The following is a 14,803-nucleotide window of genomic DNA, read 5'->3' on the forward strand; positions in this document are numbered from 1 at the left end:
CCCGCTCCCGGATAGTTTACCGGTTCCCGTTCAAATCCACACCCAGGTAGGCCCGCTGCACGTCCCGGTTCGCAAGAAGCTCCTCCGACGGCCCCTGGAGCACCACCCGTCCCGTCTCCAGGACATACCCCCGTTCCGCGATCCCCAGGGCCGCCCGCGCGTTCTGCTCCACGAGAAGGATCGTCAGTCCGAGGTCCTTCCGGAGGCTCGAGATGTGGCGGAAGATCTCCTTGGCCACCAGGGGAGCGAGCCCCATGGAAGGCTCGTCGAGCAGGAGGAGGCGGGGCCGGGAAAGCAGCGAACGGCCGATCGCGAGCATCTGCTGCTCGCCGCCGGAGAGGGTCCCCGCAAGCTGCCGTTCCCGCTCCTTCAGCCTGGGGAAGAGGCCGAAGATCCGCTCGAGGTCCTCCTCCGCCTCCGCTTTCCGCTTCCTCCGGTACTGGACGTAGGATCCCAGCACCAGGTTCTCCCGGACGGTCATCGGGGCGAAGACCTGCCTTCCCTCGGGCACCAGCGAGCAGCCGAGGAACACGATCCTCTCGGGAGGCTCGTTCCGGAGGTCCCGCTTCTCGAAGAGGATCTCCCCCCCCTTGCCGTTCAGAAGACCGGAAACCGTCCGAAGGAGGGTGGTCTTCCCCGCGCCGTTCGCGCCGATGACGGTGACGATCTCCCCGGGGTTGATGTGCATCGACACCTTCCGGAGCACCTTCAGCCGGCCGTATCCCGCCTCGAGATTCCGGATCCTAAGCATCGTTCTCCCCGAGGTAGACCCGGATCACTTCCCGGTTCCTCTGGATCGCCTTCGGCACGTCCTCGGCGATCTTCTTTCCGTAGGAGAGCACGACGATCTCGTCGGAGATGTCCATGACCAGCGCCATGTCGTGCTCCACGAGGAGGACGGTGATCCCCATTTCCCCCCGGATCCGCGCGATCCGTTTTCCCATCTCGGTGGTCTCCGAGATGTTCAATCCCGCCGCCGGCTCGTCCAGCAGCAGGATGCGCGGCTTGCAGGCGAGCGCCCTCCCCAGCTCGACGACCCGCTGCAGCCCGTAGGGGAGGCTGGTCGCCTCGTCGTCGGCCACCTTGTCGATCCCGAGCAGCCCGAGGATCTCCCGGCACTCCTCCCTTACCCTGCGCTCCTCCTTCCGGGTGAACGGAAGGTGGAGCATGCCGGCGAGGAACTCCCCCCGGCTGTGGACGTGGGCGCCGACCATTACCGTCTCCAGGACGCTCATCTTCGGGAAGAGCCGGATCTGCTGGAAGGTCCGGGTCATCCCCCGGGCGGCGATCCGGTGGGGCGGAAGCCCGCGCATCTCCTCGCCGTCGAAGACGATCGACCCCTGCTGCGGGGGAAGGAACCCGGAGACCAGGTTGAAGAGGGTCGTCTTCCCCGCCCCGTTCGGGCCGATGAGCGCCTTGATCGCCCCGCCGGGGACGTCGAAGGAGACGTCGTCGACCGCCTGGACTCCCCCGAAGTTCTTGCTCACTCCCCGGACCGACAGCAGCATCAGGAGGCGCCCTCCCCGGTACCGGCTCGCTGGAAGAGCCCCCGGAGGTCGTCGACCATCCCCCTCCGGAGGAGCCCGTCCGGCGCGAAGAGCATGATCAGGATCAGAATGACTCCGAAGACGGCGTCGTCGTACGTCCCGAAATAGCCCCGGAGGGAGAGGTAGTTCAGCACCAGGCTCATGGAGAGCGCCCCCCAGAGGTTCGCCATCCCCCCGATGGCGACGATCGCCAGGTAGCGCACCGACTTCATGACCGAGGATTCCGAGGGGCCGATCCCGCCGTTGTAGTGGGTCAGGAGAACCCCCGCCACCGCCGCGAAGGCGGCGCTGACCACGAAGATCTTCAGCTTGTACCGCGCCGTGGGAATCCCCATCGCCTCGGCGGCATCCTCCGCGCCGTGGATCGAGGCGAGCGCCCTTCCCACGCGGGAGCGGACGAGGTTCAGCAGGAAGACCATCCCCAGGATCACGAATCCCCAGGCGACATAATAATTCATCACCCGGAGGGAGGATTTCCCGGACACCGAGATCCCCGGAAGCAGGGGAAAGGCCGGGACGTCGTAGATCCCGTCCGCCGAGCCGACCAGCTCGGTCCCGAGAACGATCCGGTAGACGATGATGCCGAACCCCAGCGTGGCCATTGCGAGGTAGTGCCCCTTCAGCTTGAGGACCGGCCCCCCGATGGCATAGGCGACGGCGATGGCGCTGAGCACCGCGAAAATGCACGCGGGCCAGGGATGGACCGTGAGCAGCTCCCCCCCGTAGAGGTCGGGGCGGCGCGTGAGAATCCCCAATGCGGCCAGCCCCGAGACGACGGGTCCCTTGTAGGCCGAAAGGTTGTGGGTGGTCAGCAGCGCGGAGAGATACCCCCCGATCGCGAAGAAGCCGGCGTGCCCGATCGAGATCTGCCCGGCATACCCGGTGACGATGCAGAGACCGAGCACGACCAGCGTGTAGTAGGCGGACATCGTCAACTGGGTCAGGTGGTACACGTTCCCGGTCAGGGAGGCCGCCAGCTGGATCGCTCCGACCACCGCGGCGCACCCCGCGATCTGGAGCCCCTGTTTCCTCATCAGAACTCCTTCAGGCGGGCCACTTCGGTGCTCCCGAACAGTCCGCTGGGCCGGACGAACAGGATGACGAGCAGGATGGCGACCGAGATCACGTCCTTGTAGGCCGCCGGGAGCACCGAGATGCTGAAGGACTCGAGAATCCCGAGCAGCATCCCCGCGCCGGCGGAGGCCAGGCTGTTTCCCAGCCCCCCGAGGATCGCGACCGTGAACCCCTTGATCGCCAGCGGCACCCCGCTGTCATACGACACGTAGGTGATCGGGGAGACGATGCACCCTCCGAGCGCCCCGATCGCGGCGCTGAGCATGAACGAGAAGGTCACCATGTTCTTCGCGCTGATGCCGCACAGCCGCGCGGCGTCCCGGTTCGCGGCGCAGGCCCGCATCTGCATCCCCAGCAGGGTGTACCGGAAGAAGCCTCCCAGGATCGCCACCACGACCGCGCCGATGCCGACCACCCAGAGCACCTGCGGAGAGATGTACACCCCGCCCAGCCGGATCGAGGTCACCGACGTCCCGGTGAAGTAGGGAAGGGCCCGAACGCTCTCCCCCCAGATGTGAAGCGCCGCTTCCCGGATCAGGATCGAAAGCCCGATCGTGATGACGATCATCCGCAGCACCGAGGGACGGTGGAGCCAGCGGATGAACAGGATCTCGATGAGGGCGCCGACCGCCGTGGTGACGAGCACGGCCCCCAGGATCGCCGCGGGGAGCGGGAGCACCCGGGAGAGGGTCACGGCGGTCATCCCGCCGAGCATGACGAACTCCCCCTGGGCGAAGTTGATGATCCCCGTCGTGTTGTAGATGATGTTGAACCCGATGGCGACGATCCCGTAGATCGTTCCGTAGGTGACTCCGGCGACCACGTATTGCAGGAACAGCTCGAGGTTCATCGCGCCCCGTCAACAAAACGGGAGTATCCGCGGCGTGCGCGGATACTCCCGCGGTAAAGTTTCCTGCCGATCCGCCCTTCCTACTTCCCGTACAGTGCGAACTTCCCGTCCTTCACGGTGAGCAGTTCGAACGCGTCGATCCCGAGGCCGTTGTGGTCCTGCGCCGAGAAGTTGAAGACGCCGCCGGTGCCGATGAACCCCCGCATCGTCTCGATCGCGTCGCGCACCTTCTCCTTGTCGGTGCTGCCCGCCTTCTCGATCGCCTTCGCGAGGATCATGAAGGCGTCATAGCCATGCCCTCCGAAGGTGCTGGCATCCTCCTTGTACTTCTTCTCGTAGTCGTTCTTGTACTTCATGAGGACCGCTTTCTGTGGATTGGAATCCGGAAGGACCTCCGCGACGAGCAGCCGGCCGGCGGGGAAGATGACCCCCTCCGCGGCCGCCCCGGCGGCCGCCACATACTTGATGTTCCCGAATCCGTGGCTCTGGAAGATGGGCCCCGCGAATCCGATCTGGCGGGCGTTCTTGATCACGATCGACTGGGCCGGAACGATTGACCAGTTCACGATCGCCTCGACGTTGGCCGCCTTGAGCTTGGTCACCTCGGCCGTCAGGTCGGTGGAGGCCTTGTCGTAGACCTCGTTGGCCACGATCGTGATGCCGTTCTCCGGAGCCAGCTTTTCGATCTGCCCCTTCCCTGCGCTGCCGAAGCCGTCGTTGCCCGACAGGACGCCGATCTTGGAGATCTTCATCCTCTTCATCTGGTTGAAGATCGCCTGGATGGCATCGCTGTCCTTCTGCGGGGTCTTGAAGACCCACTTCGCCACCGGGTTCACGATCACCTCGGCCGCCGCGCAGGAGAGGAGGATCGTCTTCCCCCCCTCGGCGATCCCCTTGATCTGCATCGTCTCCCCGCTCGTGGAGGGTCCCAGGATCGCCAGCACCTTCTTCTCCTCGATCAGCTGCTTGGCGAAGGAGACCGCCTTCTCGGGACTCGCCCCCGAATCCATGATGAACAGCTCGACCTTGTGCCCGTTGATCCCTCCCTTGGCGTTGACCTCCTCGGCGAGCATTTCGAGAGTCCTCGCCTCGGGCCCTCCGAGAAACGAGGCCGGTCCGGTCACCGCGAGGATCGCCCCCACGCGGATCGGCTCCGCCGCCTGGACCACGGTTCCGGCCAGCAGGAGCGCCATCAGGATCCCCAACACCATCCGTTTCTTTCCCTTCATCTCCTCCTCCTTCCGATGTTCGGAATTGGACGACGGCAACGGTGCGAAGCCGCCGTTTCCCGTCGACTCCTTGAAAATCCTTCAATTACAAAAGGCTAAGCTGTTTCCCCCCGTGAGAAAACAGCCGGAGCCCCACCCCCCAACCGGCCCCGGATATTTCGCAAAAAAGTACCACAATGCCATTTGTCTGTCAACGCAATGTGATACGCCGTTTTACGAAAAAATATTCACGGAGGGAGCACTGCCCGATAACGATCACCAGGGACCGTCGACCCGCCCCCCCCGGTTCGACCCATGCGTATACTAATACAGGAATCCGGTCGGAGTCCATAGCGGATATCGCCCGCACGATGGGAGCGGAATCTCTCCGGCCGGAAATCGCTTGCTAATTTTCCTAATTGTGGTATTAAGGTACCAAATTGATCAACACCGGTCACCTACGGCAAGGGGTGAAATGAACGAGCAGATCCTCATACGAAACGCCGTCTCATCCGACCTCGAGGCCATCATCGCGCTGGACGAGGTGGGGTCCGAGGAGGAGAAACCGGCCTATTGGCGAGGGATTTTCGACCACTACGTGGCCGTCGGGAGAAAGGACCGGGTGTTCCTGGTCGCGGAAACCGGCGACAGGGTCGTCGGGTTCATCACCGGCGAAGTCCGCGCATGGGAGTTCGGGTCGCCCCCATGTGGATGGGTGTTCGCGCTGGGCGTGTCCCCGAAGATGCGCGGGAGGGGGATCGCCCGGGGGATGTTCGAGGAAATCTGCAGGCGGCTCCGGCAGGCCGACGTCACCACGGTCCGGACGATGGTGGACCGGAACAACAAGGAAATGCTCTCCTTCTTCCGGAGCCAGGATCTGCGCACCGGCCGGTATGTCGAGCTCGAGAAGGAGATCGATTGACCTGCAGCGGGGGTTTCCGGTGAGGCTGAAAAAGAGCAGCCTGTTCGCCCTCTTCGCCGTGCTCGAACTGGCCGGCGATTCCCGACGGCAGCTCTCGACCACCGACATCGCCGACAAGTACGGCATCTCCTCGCACCACCTCGCGAAGGTGATGGGGACCCTGGCGCACGCGGGGCTGGTCCAGGCGGTGCGGGGGGTCGGCGGCGGGTACCGGTTTTCCGGGAATGTCAGCCGGACGACGCTGCTGGACGTCATCCAGCTGTTCGAAACGCTCGAATCGGATCTCGACCTGCCCAACCACTGGAGCCCGACGGACAATCCGATCGTGGCGGAACTGCAGCGCATCACCCTCGAGATCGACGAGCTGACCAAGGCGGTCCTGGGCACCATCACCCTGCGGACGGCGCTGAACAGCACCCGCCAGCGAACGGAAGCGGCCGCCGGGGGCAAACCCGGGCGCTGAACCGTCCCGGAGCCCATGACCGCCGCTACAAACGCAGGAGCCGGGCCGCGTTCCCGCCGAGAATCCTGTCGACCCCCTCCGCCGGCAGCGGCAGCTTTCCGACCGCCTCCATGTTCCGCCGGATCCAGGGGATCCCCGGCCAGTCGCTGCCGAAGATCACCTTGTCGGTGATCCGGGGTAGCTCCGGGAAGTAGGTCATCAGCCGGGCCGGCGGAAGGCCGGAAATCTCCAGGTAGACGTTGGCGTGGTGTTTCGAGAGGAACTGCGCCCGGTCGTACCAGAACCCTCTGCCGCCGTGGCCGATCACCAGGTTCAGCCGGGGGAAATCGACGGCCAGGTCGTCCAGGTAGAGCGGGTCTCCGTACTTCATCCGGGAGCCCCGAAACACCGACGAGCCGGTGTGGAACAGGACCGGGATCCCGAGCTCCTGGGCCGCCTGGTACAGCGGATAGATCCTCGGGTCGTTGGGATAGTAGTGCTGGTAGGTGGGGTAGAGCTTCGCCCCCCGGAACCCCTCCCCCTCGACCTTCCGGCGCAGCTCCTCCCCCAGGTCGGTGTGCAGGTGGGGATTGATGTCGCAGAAGGGGATCAGCCGCGTCCTCCCCCTGCAGAAATCGCGCACCTGCTCGTTCGTGCAGATTCCCGTGGTGACGGGGGAGAGCTCCGCCAGCACGCAGGCATGGTCGACCCCTTCGGCCGACAGCAGTTCCTCGAAGGCGCCCGGGTCGGCATGGCGGGCGATATAGTCCTCGTACCCCGCGGGGTGCGACCGCTTCATCCACTCGGTCACCCACTCGCGGTGGTGCGTGTAGACCGACAGGTGCACGTGGAAATCGATCCGCGGCGCGGGGGAGTCCCTTTCCGCCGGTGGGGGCGTCATCCGCGGCACCCCGAGCCGTGCAGGCCGCCGGCCACGTTCAGATATACTGCCCGGCGTCGACCCGGATCACCTCGCCGGTGATCATGCGGGCCGCGTCGGAGAGCAGGAAGAGCACGGCGTTGGCGACATCCTCGGGCCGGGTCAGCTCCGGCAGCACGCTCTCGTCCCGGGCCTTCGCGATCACCTCCCCGGCGAGCGCCTGCGTCATCTCGGTCATGACCATCCCCGGCGCGACGGCGTTCACCGTGACCCCCCTGGGTCCCAGCTCCCGCGCCAGCGTCTTGGTCAGGCCGATCAGCCCCGCCTTGGAGGCGCAATAGTTCGCCTGGCCGAACTTGCCGCGGATCCCGTTGATGGAGGTGATGTTCACGATCCGCCCGTACCCGGCCTTCCGCATCGAGGGTGCCAGGGCGCGCGCCATGTGGAAGGCGCCGGTCAGGTTCACCGCGATCACAGACTGCCACTCCTCGTCGGTCATGTTCGCCGCGCTGCGGTCCCGGGTGATGCCGGCGTTGTTGACCAGCAGAGACACCTCCGGAGGCAGCGTCGCGACCGCGGCGGCCACGGCGGCCGAATCGGCGATATCCACCTTGTGGAACCGGAAGGAGGGATCCTCCCCCCCCTCGCCCGGGGCCACGTCGAAGACGTGCACGACGACGCCCTGAGCGGTCAGGGCGCGGGTGATCGCCAGCCCGATCCCCCGGGCGCCGCCGGTCACCACCGCGACGCGGCCTTTCAGATTCAGGAATCCGCTCATTCCTCCTCCTTCGGGCGAACGGGATCGGCCCCCCGCGCGGGGCGCGCTCGGCATACAGTACCATAACGGCCGTCCGGCCCGCCGCATCGAAATCCGGGTACAATGGGGATACGCAGGAAGGGAGGTGAGCGGATGTCCGCCCTTGTGCTTCGCCCGCTGCGGCGGGAGGATTCGGACCGGGTCGCAGCGCTGGAAAGCGGGATCGCCGGCCGTTCGCGGAGGGGATTCCTGGAGAGACGGTTCGCCGTCGCGGAGGCGATGCCGGACGCCTTCGTCACCTGTGCGGCGGTGGACGGGAAAACGCTGGCGGGGTACGGCTTCGCCCGTGTGCAGGAGGGGGAGTTCGGAATCCGGGGCACGGCGGCCGTTCTCGACGTCCTCGGCGTCGACCCGGATTTCCGGGGACAGGGGATCGGGAAGGCGGTGATCGCCGACATCGAACGGCAGCTGGGCGCGAAGCGGATCGGCACCCTGAGAACGCAGGTCGCCTGGGCGAACCAGGGGATGGTCCGGTTCTTCGCCTCCACGGGGTTTTTGCTGGCCCCCTTCCAGATCATCGAACGGGGCACCACCCCTCTCGAGGAGGAGGTCGCCGAGGTGAAGCCGCTGAAGCCTGAAGGAAGGGAACGGGGCCGCGGCCGGGGCGAGGAGATCGGGTTCGGGACGCTGGCCCGGGACCGGCTCCCGGTCCGCTCCCTCCGGGAGGAGGATCTGGCGGCCGTCGTCCGGATCGACCGGAAGCTCACAGGATTCGACCGCTCCGCCTACTACGCGGCGAAGTTCCGGGAGGTGCTGGTCGAGTCCGGAATCCGGGTCTCCCTGGTGGCCGAGGAGGACGGGATCGTCAACGGGTTCATCATGGCGCGGGTCGACTTCGGGGAATTCGGTCAGGTCGAGACCTCTGCGGTGATCGACACGATCGGCGTCCACCCCGCCTTCGGGGGCTCCGGGATCGGGCATGCCCTGCTCTCCCAGCTGCTGCTGAACCTGTCCACCCTCCAGGTCGAAACGGTGCTGGTCCAGCTGTCGCAGGAGAACTTCACCCTGCAGAGATTCCTCCATGCGCGCGGGTTCGTGCAGTCCCAGCGGCTGGTTCTCGCCCGGGAGATCCGGTAGCCCGGCCCGGGTCCTTCCGGCCGGCTACCGCCGGGGGAAAATTGTTCCTTGACACCTTAAATGGTATTGTGGTACCTGATTGCATGTATAGCCCTCGCAGGTTCCTGCCGCATGCCGTTCGGCGCCGCGGGGCCGCGCACACCGACAGGTGAACCTTCCGGGAGGAGAGGAGGAGCCATGGCCACCACAGACGAGATCATCGCCAGGACCGCGCCGTCCAAACTGGTCGACCACAACCTGATCGACAGGGAGGTGGAAAGTCTCTGCGACGGCATGGTCCGCTACGAGAAGCGGCCGGCCAGACGCCGCGACGGCTCGGCGGCGGAGGGGCTCGTAAACGCCTGGATCGTCCTGAACAACCCGAAGCAATACAACTCCTACACCACGGACATGGTCAAGGCGCTGATCCTGGCCTTCCGGCGCGCCTCGGTCGACCGCGAGGTGAACGCCGTGGTCTTCACCGGAACCGGCGACAGGGCCTTCTGCACCGGCGGCAACACCAAGGAGTACGCCGAGTACTACGCCGGCAACCCGCAGGAGTACCGCCAGTACATGCGGTTGTTCAACGACATGGTTTCGGCGATCCTCGCCTGCGACAAACCGGTGATCTGCCGGGTCAACGGGATGCGGATCGGCGGCGGGCAGGAGATCGGCATGGCCTGCGACTTCACCGTCGCACAGGACCTGGCCAATTTCGGCCAGGCCGGCCCGAAGCACGGCTCTGCGGCGATCGGCGGCGCCACCGACTTTCTCCCGGTCATGATCGGCTGCGAGCAGGCGATGGTCTCCGGGACCCTGTGCGAGCCGTTTTCGGCGCACAAGGCGGCCCGCCTCGGCATCGTCACCGACCTGGTCCCCGCCCTGAAGGTGGACGGCCGGTTCGTCCCGAACCCGACCGTGATCACCGACCGGATGCTCGACGAGTACGGCCGGATCGTGCACGGGGAGTTCCGGAGCGGCGCGGACTACAAGGAAGGGCTTGCCCGGATCAAGGCGGGCGAGACCGACCTCTCGCTGCTCGACCAGAAGGTCGAGGAGCTGTGCGCGAAACTGATCGAGACCTTCCCCGAGTGCCTGACCAAGAGCCTGGAGGAGCTGCGCAAGCCGAAGCTTGACGCCTGGAACGCCAACAAGGAGAACTCCCGCGCCTGGCTGGCGCTGAACATGATGAACGAGGCCCGCGCGGGTTTTCGCGCCTTCAACGAGGGGACCCGGGAGACGGGGCGCGAGATCGACTTCGTCAAACTGCGCCAGGGGCTGGCCAGGGGGATCCCCTGGACCGAGGAGCTGGTGGAGAGCCTGATGCCGGGAGCGAAGCGGTAAGATGAACCCTCCCTCGACCCCCAGGACGGTCCAGGAAATCGTGTCGTTCTGCCAGGAGCTCTTCGACGACCTGAGCTTCGCCCGGGCGCGCGAATGGAAGGAGGCCCGCCCCGGCCGCAAGGTGATCGGGTACATGCCGGTCTACGTCCCGCGCGAGATCGTCCACGCCGCCGGCATGCTGCCGCTGGGAATCCTCGGGGGGGGCGCCGACATGGAGGTGATCCACGGCGACGCCTACTACCAGAGCTACATCTGCCGGATCCCCCGCTCGACCGTCGAGCTGGCGGTCACCGGAAGGCTGGACTTCGTCGACGGCATGCTCTTCCCCTCCATCTGCGACGTCATCCGGAACCTGAGCGGCATCTGGCAGCTCCTCTTCCAGGACAAGGTTGTCCGCTACTTCGACGCCCCGCAGAATTTCCGGGACGAGGTCGGCGGACGCTTCTACGCCAACGAGCTGCGGGAGATGCGGGACGGGCTCGCGAAGCTCGCCGGCCGGGAGATCGCGGACGAGGAGATCCGCCGCTCGATCGCGGTCTACAACGAGAACCGCCTCTGGGTGAACCGGGTCTACGCGTTCCGGGCCGCCTGCCCCTGGAAGGCCCCTTCCGCCGAGGTCTACCTGCTGATGCGGGCGGGGATGGTGCTTCCCCCGGAGGAGCATACCCTCCTGATGCGGGACTACCTGGCCGCCGCGGAGGCGGAGGACCGGCCGATGCGCGACAACTGCCGGGTGATCCTGGTCGGCACCTTCTGCGAGCAACCGCCGCTCAACCTGATCAAGTCGCTGGAGATGGCCGGCTGCTACATCGTGGACGACGATCTCCTCCTGGTCCACCGGTGGCTCCTGGGGGAGGTCCCCGCGGCGGGGGACCCCGTCGAGAACCTGGCCCGCGCCTTCCTGCACCAGTCCGCCCAGACGGCGGCGAAGTACGAGGTCGAGAGGACGGAGAAGGGACGGTCGCTGCTCGAGTCGATCCGCACCCTGCAGGCCGACGGCGTGATCTTCGCGGCGCCCAGCTTCTGCGACCCGGCGCTGCTCGACCAGCCGATGCTGGTCAGCCGCCTCGAAGCCCGGAAGATCCCCTACATCACGATGCAGTACGCCGAGAACTCGGGCCAGATGCAGCCGATCCGGGAGCAGGCCGGGACCTTCGCCGATTCCATCAAGCTGTGGAGCGCGTCATGAGCCAAAAGAAAGTCGTCAAGTCCTCGTCGCAGAGGATCCAGAAGGAGATGATCAGCCGCAACTACGACAAGATCACCTCCGGGGAGCACAAGGTCTGCTCGACCTTCGTCCCGGGCAACCTGAACGAGCTGCTCCTGTGCTTCGACATCGTGAACAACCTTCCGGAGATCAACGCCATCCAGAACGCCATGCGGAAGAAGTCGGGCGACATGATCCTGGAGGCGGAGCGGGCCGGGCACTCCGAGGACGTCTGCACCTACGTGAAGGCGGACATCGGCATGATGGCCAAGGGGAACATCGCCCCCAACGGGAAGCCGTTTCCCGACCCGGACCTGCTGCTCCTCTCCTACACCGGCTGCTTCACCTTCATGAAGTGGTTCGAGCTGCTCCGCGAGCAGTACCAATGTCCCACGGTGATGCTCCATGTCCCCTACGCCGCCGACGGGAAGCCGACGAAGAACATGCGGGACTACATCGTCTCGCAACTCCGGCAGGAGGTGATCCCGCTGCTGGAGCGGGTGTCGGGGATCCGCTTCGACATCGACCGGCTGCGCGGGTACCTGCGCAAGTCGGCCGCGGCCGAGGACGACCTGGTCTGGATGCTGGAGCAGGCCAAGCGGAAGCCCTCCCCCATCGACTGCTACTTCGGCGGCGTCTACTACATGGGGCCGATCTTCACCGCCTTCCGGGGCACCGACGAGGCGATCGAATACTACCGGATGCTCCGGGAGGAGATCGGGGAGCGGATCGCGCTGGGGCTGTGCGCCCAGACCCCCGAGGGGGACATGCCGGAGGAGAACTACCGGCTGGTGGTCGAGGGGCCGCCGAACTGGACCTCCTTCCGCGACTTCTGGAAGATGTTTTACGAGGCGGGGGCCGTGGTCGTCGCCAGCTCCTACACGAAGGTCGGCGGCGTCTACGACTACGACGGGTTCCGGCACGACCCGGACCATCCGCTGGAGAGCCTTGCCGACTACTGCCTCGGGGTCTACACGAACCGCAACCTCCCGGTCCGGGTCGACATGCTCTCGCGGAACGTCCTGGAGTACGACGCCGACGGCCTGCTGATCAACTCGATCAAGAGCTGCAACAGCTTCTCCGCAGGGCAGCTGGTCATGATGCGCGAGATCGAGAGGCGGACCGGAAAACCGGCGGCCTTCATCGAGACCGACCTGGTGGACCCGCGCTACTTCTCGGCGGCCAACGTGAAGAACCGGCTGGAGAGCTACTTCCAGATGATCGACCAGAAGCGGCGGGCCGGCGGCTCCGCGAAAGCCGGGGCGTAGGGGCACCGCCATGCGCACCTTCATCGGAATCGACCTGGGATCGACCACCACCAAGGCGTTGCTCATGGACGAGAACCAGTTGGTTCTGGGCCGCGGGATCACGAACTCCCGCTCCAACTACGACGTCGCCGCCACGGTCTCCAAGCAGGAGGCCAAGATCGGCGCCCGGTTCACCCTGTTCCGCCAGGCCGTGGGCAACGGCCGGGGGGGCGAGCGGCTGCTGGAGGTCCTGGAGCGCAGCTTCCGGCTGGAGCAGTTCCTCTCCGGGCTGCGGCAGCTGGAGGAGAGCTGCGAGCTCCATCTCGGGGACCCCCGCTTCCGGGACCGGAAGGGGGCGCTCCGGGATGCGCTGGCCTCGGTGTTCCGGCGGCTCCTGGAGGAGGCGCCGGCGATCTACGCGCCGGGGGCCGCCCGGAAATCCGACTTCTTCCGCGACATCGCCGGGTCCCGCTTCATGAGCCTCGCCGAGCCGGTGGGCCGGGATTCTGGAGTCGGCTTCGAGACCCTGCTGAACATCTACGACAAGTCGATCCTCGACGTGGAGAGGACCATCCCGTCGGACGACACCATCGCCGGACAGATGGCGCAGGCCCTCGCGCGCACCTTCCAGGAACCGGACCGAGCGGGGGTCCGCCATGAGGAGGCCCGCACCGCCCTCGAGCAGTCGCTTTCCGTCGGCCTCGAGGAGACCTTCGTGGTCGGCACCGGCTACGGCCGGGTCCGGCTCCCCTTTCCCAAGGAGCATATCCGCTCGGAGATCCTCTGCCACGGCCTCGGGGCGCACATGATGTTCCCCGGGACCCGCACGGTGCTCGACATCGGCGGGCAGGACACCAAGGGGATCCAGGTGGACGGGAACGGCATCGTCACCAGCTTTCAGATGAACGACCGCTGCGCCGCCGGCTGCGGGCGCTACCTGGGCTACATCGCCGACGAGATGAAGATCGGGCTCCACGAGCTGGGTCCCATCGCCATGGAGGCGACCCGGTCGATCCGGATCAACTCCACCTGCACCGTGTTCGCCGGCGCCGAACTGCGCGACCGGCTCGCCCTGGGGGAGGCCCGCGCCGACATCCTGGCCGGGCTGCACCGGGCGATCATCCTGCGGGCCATGTCGATCCTCTCCCGCTCCGGCGGGGTGACGAACGAGTTCACCTTCACCGGCGGCGTCGCCAAGAACGAGGCGGCGGTCAAGGAGCTGCGGCAGCTGGTCCGGGAGAACTACGGGGAGATCACGATCAACATCAGCCCCGATTCGATCTACACCGGCGCCCTCGGCGGGGCGGCCTTCGCCCGCCGCGCGGTCCCCGGGGGCACACGGGGAGCACGCGCATGAGCCTGACCATCGGCGTCGACGTCGGTTCGGGAGTCATCAAGACCGCGCTGTTCCGCGTGAACGGCGAACAGAGCGAGTGGCTCGCCCGCTGGGACGCGAGGATACGGCAGCGCGAGGCCTTCCAGCTCGTCGGGGAGTCGCTGCAGTCGGTGCTTGCGGAGGCCGGCCTCTCCCGGGACGGGATCGACTACATCGCCACCACCGGCGAGGGGGAGAGCTACCGGGGGGCCACCGGGCACTTCTACTCCATGACCACCCATGCCCGCGGCGCCCTCTACCTGAACCCCGACGCCCGCGCGGTGCTCGACATCGGGGCCCTGAACGGACGCGCCATCCGGATCGACGGCCGGGGGAAGGTGCTGAACTACCGGATGACCAGCCAGTGCGCCTCCGGCTCCGGCCAGTTCCTGGAGAACATCTCCCGCTATCTCGGGATCGCCCAGGACGAGATCGGCCCCCTCTCCCGGAAATCCACGAAGCCGGAGCCGGTCAGCAGCATCTGCGCGGTGCTGGCCGAAACCGACGTCATCAACATGGTGTCCCGCTCGATCGCCCCGAGCGACATCCTCCGCGGCATCCACGAGTCGATGGCCGAGCGGCTGACCAAGCTGCTCAAGTCGATCGACGTCCGGGACGGGGTCGTGATGATGACCGGGGGGCTGGCGCTCGACACCGGCCTCTTTCAGGCGCTGCAGGACGGGATGGAGCGGCAGGGGATGAGCACCCGGGCGGCGACCCATCCCGACTCCCTGTATGCCGGCGCCATCGGCGCCGCCTTGTGGGGGGCGTTCCGCCACCGGAAACTGCAGGAGCAGGGCCGCCTGGCGAAGGCGTTGCACGGATGAGGATCCC

The 14,803-nt window shown here is 66.5% G+C and carries 15 protein-coding genes; 8 read left to right on the forward strand and 7 right to left on the reverse strand.

Annotated features, from left to right (window positions below; translation table 11 throughout):
* Nucleotides 1-16: 16 nt before the first annotated feature.
* The 5 genes from livF to A2X88_09250 form a co-directional block, all read right to left on the reverse strand.
* Complete coding sequence (gene livF, locus A2X88_09230) at nt 17-751, reverse strand: branched-chain amino acid ABC transporter ATP-binding protein (protein ID OGP33590.1); 735 nt, start codon at nt 749-751, stop codon at nt 17-19.
* Entirely contained in the window at nt 744-1,508 is a 765-nt protein-coding gene (gene livG / locus A2X88_09235) for a high-affinity branched-chain amino acid ABC transporter ATP-binding protein LivG (protein ID OGP33591.1), read from the reverse strand. Before livG ends, livF begins: the two co-directional genes overlap by 8 nt.
* On the reverse strand, nt 1,508-2,581 hold the full coding sequence (locus tag A2X88_09240) for a branched-chain amino acid ABC transporter permease (GenBank protein ID OGP33592.1): 1,074 nt from the start codon (nt 2,579-2,581) through the stop codon (nt 1,508-1,510). Before A2X88_09240 ends, livG begins: the two co-directional genes overlap by 1 nt.
* On the reverse strand, nt 2,581-3,471 hold the full coding sequence (locus A2X88_09245) for an ABC transporter permease (protein OGP33593.1): 891 nt from the start codon (nt 3,469-3,471) through the stop codon (nt 2,581-2,583). The genes A2X88_09240 and A2X88_09245 overlap by 1 nt, the downstream gene beginning before the upstream one ends.
* Before the next feature lie 80 nt (nt 3,472-3,551).
* On the reverse strand, nt 3,552-4,700 hold the full coding sequence (locus tag A2X88_09250; protein ID OGP33622.1) for a branched-chain amino acid ABC transporter substrate-binding protein: 1,149 nt from the start codon (nt 4,698-4,700) through the stop codon (nt 3,552-3,554).
* Between the two features lie 454 nt (nt 4,701-5,154).
* On the opposite strand from A2X88_09250, the gene A2X88_09255 reads away from it, so the two are divergent.
* Nucleotides 5,155-5,601 (forward strand): GNAT family N-acetyltransferase, encoded by a 447-nt coding sequence (locus A2X88_09255; GenBank protein OGP33594.1) that lies wholly within the window; start codon nt 5,155-5,157, stop codon nt 5,599-5,601.
* A gap of 19 nt (nt 5,602-5,620) precedes the next feature.
* Nucleotides 5,621-6,064 (forward strand): transcriptional regulator, encoded by a 444-nt coding sequence (locus A2X88_09260; GenBank protein ID OGP33595.1) that lies wholly within the window; start codon nt 5,621-5,623, stop codon nt 6,062-6,064.
* Between the two features lie 25 nt (nt 6,065-6,089).
* Here the strand turns inward: A2X88_09260 and A2X88_09265 are convergent, their stop codons facing one another.
* Both A2X88_09265 and A2X88_09270 read right to left on the reverse strand, forming a co-directional pair.
* On the reverse strand, nt 6,090-6,944 hold the full coding sequence (locus tag A2X88_09265) for a metal-dependent hydrolase (GenBank protein OGP33596.1): 855 nt from the start codon (nt 6,942-6,944) through the stop codon (nt 6,090-6,092).
* A 37-nt stretch (nt 6,945-6,981) separates the two neighbouring features.
* A complete protein-coding gene (locus tag A2X88_09270; GenBank protein ID OGP33597.1) occupies nt 6,982-7,701 on the reverse strand; it encodes a dehydrogenase in 720 nt (239 codons plus the stop codon).
* Nucleotides 7,702-8,367: 666 nt separating this feature from the next.
* On the opposite strand from A2X88_09270, the gene A2X88_09275 reads away from it, so the two are divergent.
* The 6 genes from A2X88_09275 (at nt 8,368) to A2X88_09300 (ending at nt 14,796) form a co-directional block, all read left to right on the forward strand.
* Complete coding sequence (locus tag A2X88_09275; protein OGP33623.1) at nt 8,368-8,817, forward strand: hypothetical protein; 450 nt, start codon at nt 8,368-8,370, stop codon at nt 8,815-8,817.
* 177 nt (nt 8,818-8,994) lie between these two features.
* On the forward strand, nt 8,995-10,140 hold the full coding sequence (locus tag A2X88_09280) for a 6-oxocyclohex-1-ene-1-carbonyl-CoA hydrolase (protein OGP33598.1): 1,146 nt from the start codon (nt 8,995-8,997) through the stop codon (nt 10,138-10,140).
* A 1-nt stretch (nt 10,141) separates the two neighbouring features.
* Complete coding sequence (locus A2X88_09285) at nt 10,142-11,329, forward strand: benzoyl-CoA reductase subunit C (protein OGP33599.1); 1,188 nt, start codon at nt 10,142-10,144, stop codon at nt 11,327-11,329.
* A complete protein-coding gene (locus tag A2X88_09290; protein ID OGP33624.1) occupies nt 11,326-12,615 on the forward strand; it encodes a benzoyl-CoA reductase subunit B in 1,290 nt (429 codons plus the stop codon). Before A2X88_09285 ends, A2X88_09290 begins: the two co-directional genes overlap by 4 nt.
* Nucleotides 12,616-12,625: 10 nt before the next feature.
* Nucleotides 12,626-13,951, forward strand: coding sequence for a benzoyl-CoA reductase subunit A (locus tag A2X88_09295; GenBank protein ID OGP33600.1), 1,326 nt, complete (start codon nt 12,626-12,628; stop codon nt 13,949-13,951).
* Nucleotides 13,948-14,796: a benzoyl-CoA reductase subunit D gene (locus tag A2X88_09300; GenBank protein OGP33601.1), complete on the forward strand. Its 849-nt coding sequence runs from the start codon at nt 13,948-13,950 to the stop codon at nt 14,794-14,796. Before A2X88_09295 ends, A2X88_09300 begins: the two co-directional genes overlap by 4 nt.
* Nucleotides 14,797-14,803: the final 7 nt, after the last annotated feature.

Source organism: Deltaproteobacteria bacterium GWC2_65_14 (assembly GCA_001797615.1).
Classification (GTDB): Bacteria; Desulfobacterota; Deferrimicrobia; order Deferrimicrobiales; family Deferrimicrobiaceae; genus GWC2-65-14.

What these genes read in the sequence shown, in the direction of transcription:
- livG (OGP33591.1), bottom strand. Translation starts at nt 1,508, where the DNA reads ATGCTGCTGTCGGTCCGGGGAGTGAGCAAGAACTTCGGGGGAGTCCAG.
- livF (OGP33590.1), bottom strand. Translation starts at nt 751, where the DNA reads ATGCTTAGGATCCGGAATCTCGAGGCGGGATACGGCCGGCTGAAGGTG.
- A2X88_09265 (OGP33596.1), bottom strand. Translation starts at nt 6,944, where the DNA reads ATGACGCCCCCACCGGCGGAAAGGGACTCCCCCGCGCCGCGGATCGAT.
- A2X88_09285 (OGP33599.1), top strand. Translation starts at nt 10,142, where the DNA reads ATGAACCCTCCCTCGACCCCCAGGACGGTCCAGGAAATCGTGTCGTTC.
- A2X88_09255 (OGP33594.1), top strand. Translation starts at nt 5,155, where the DNA reads ATGAACGAGCAGATCCTCATACGAAACGCCGTCTCATCCGACCTCGAG.
- A2X88_09270 (OGP33597.1), bottom strand. Translation starts at nt 7,701, where the DNA reads ATGAGCGGATTCCTGAATCTGAAAGGCCGCGTCGCGGTGGTGACCGGC.
- A2X88_09290 (OGP33624.1), top strand. Translation starts at nt 11,326, where the DNA reads ATGAGCCAAAAGAAAGTCGTCAAGTCCTCGTCGCAGAGGATCCAGAAG.
- A2X88_09245 (OGP33593.1), bottom strand. Translation starts at nt 3,471, where the DNA reads ATGAACCTCGAGCTGTTCCTGCAATACGTGGTCGCCGGAGTCACCTAC.
- A2X88_09280 (OGP33598.1), top strand. Translation starts at nt 8,995, where the DNA reads ATGGCCACCACAGACGAGATCATCGCCAGGACCGCGCCGTCCAAACTG.
- A2X88_09300 (OGP33601.1), top strand. Translation starts at nt 13,948, where the DNA reads ATGAGCCTGACCATCGGCGTCGACGTCGGTTCGGGAGTCATCAAGACC.
- A2X88_09295 (OGP33600.1), top strand. Translation starts at nt 12,626, where the DNA reads ATGCGCACCTTCATCGGAATCGACCTGGGATCGACCACCACCAAGGCG.
- A2X88_09250 (OGP33622.1), bottom strand. Translation starts at nt 4,700, where the DNA reads ATGAAGGGAAAGAAACGGATGGTGTTGGGGATCCTGATGGCGCTCCTG.
- A2X88_09240 (OGP33592.1), bottom strand. Translation starts at nt 2,581, where the DNA reads ATGAGGAAACAGGGGCTCCAGATCGCGGGGTGCGCCGCGGTGGTCGGA.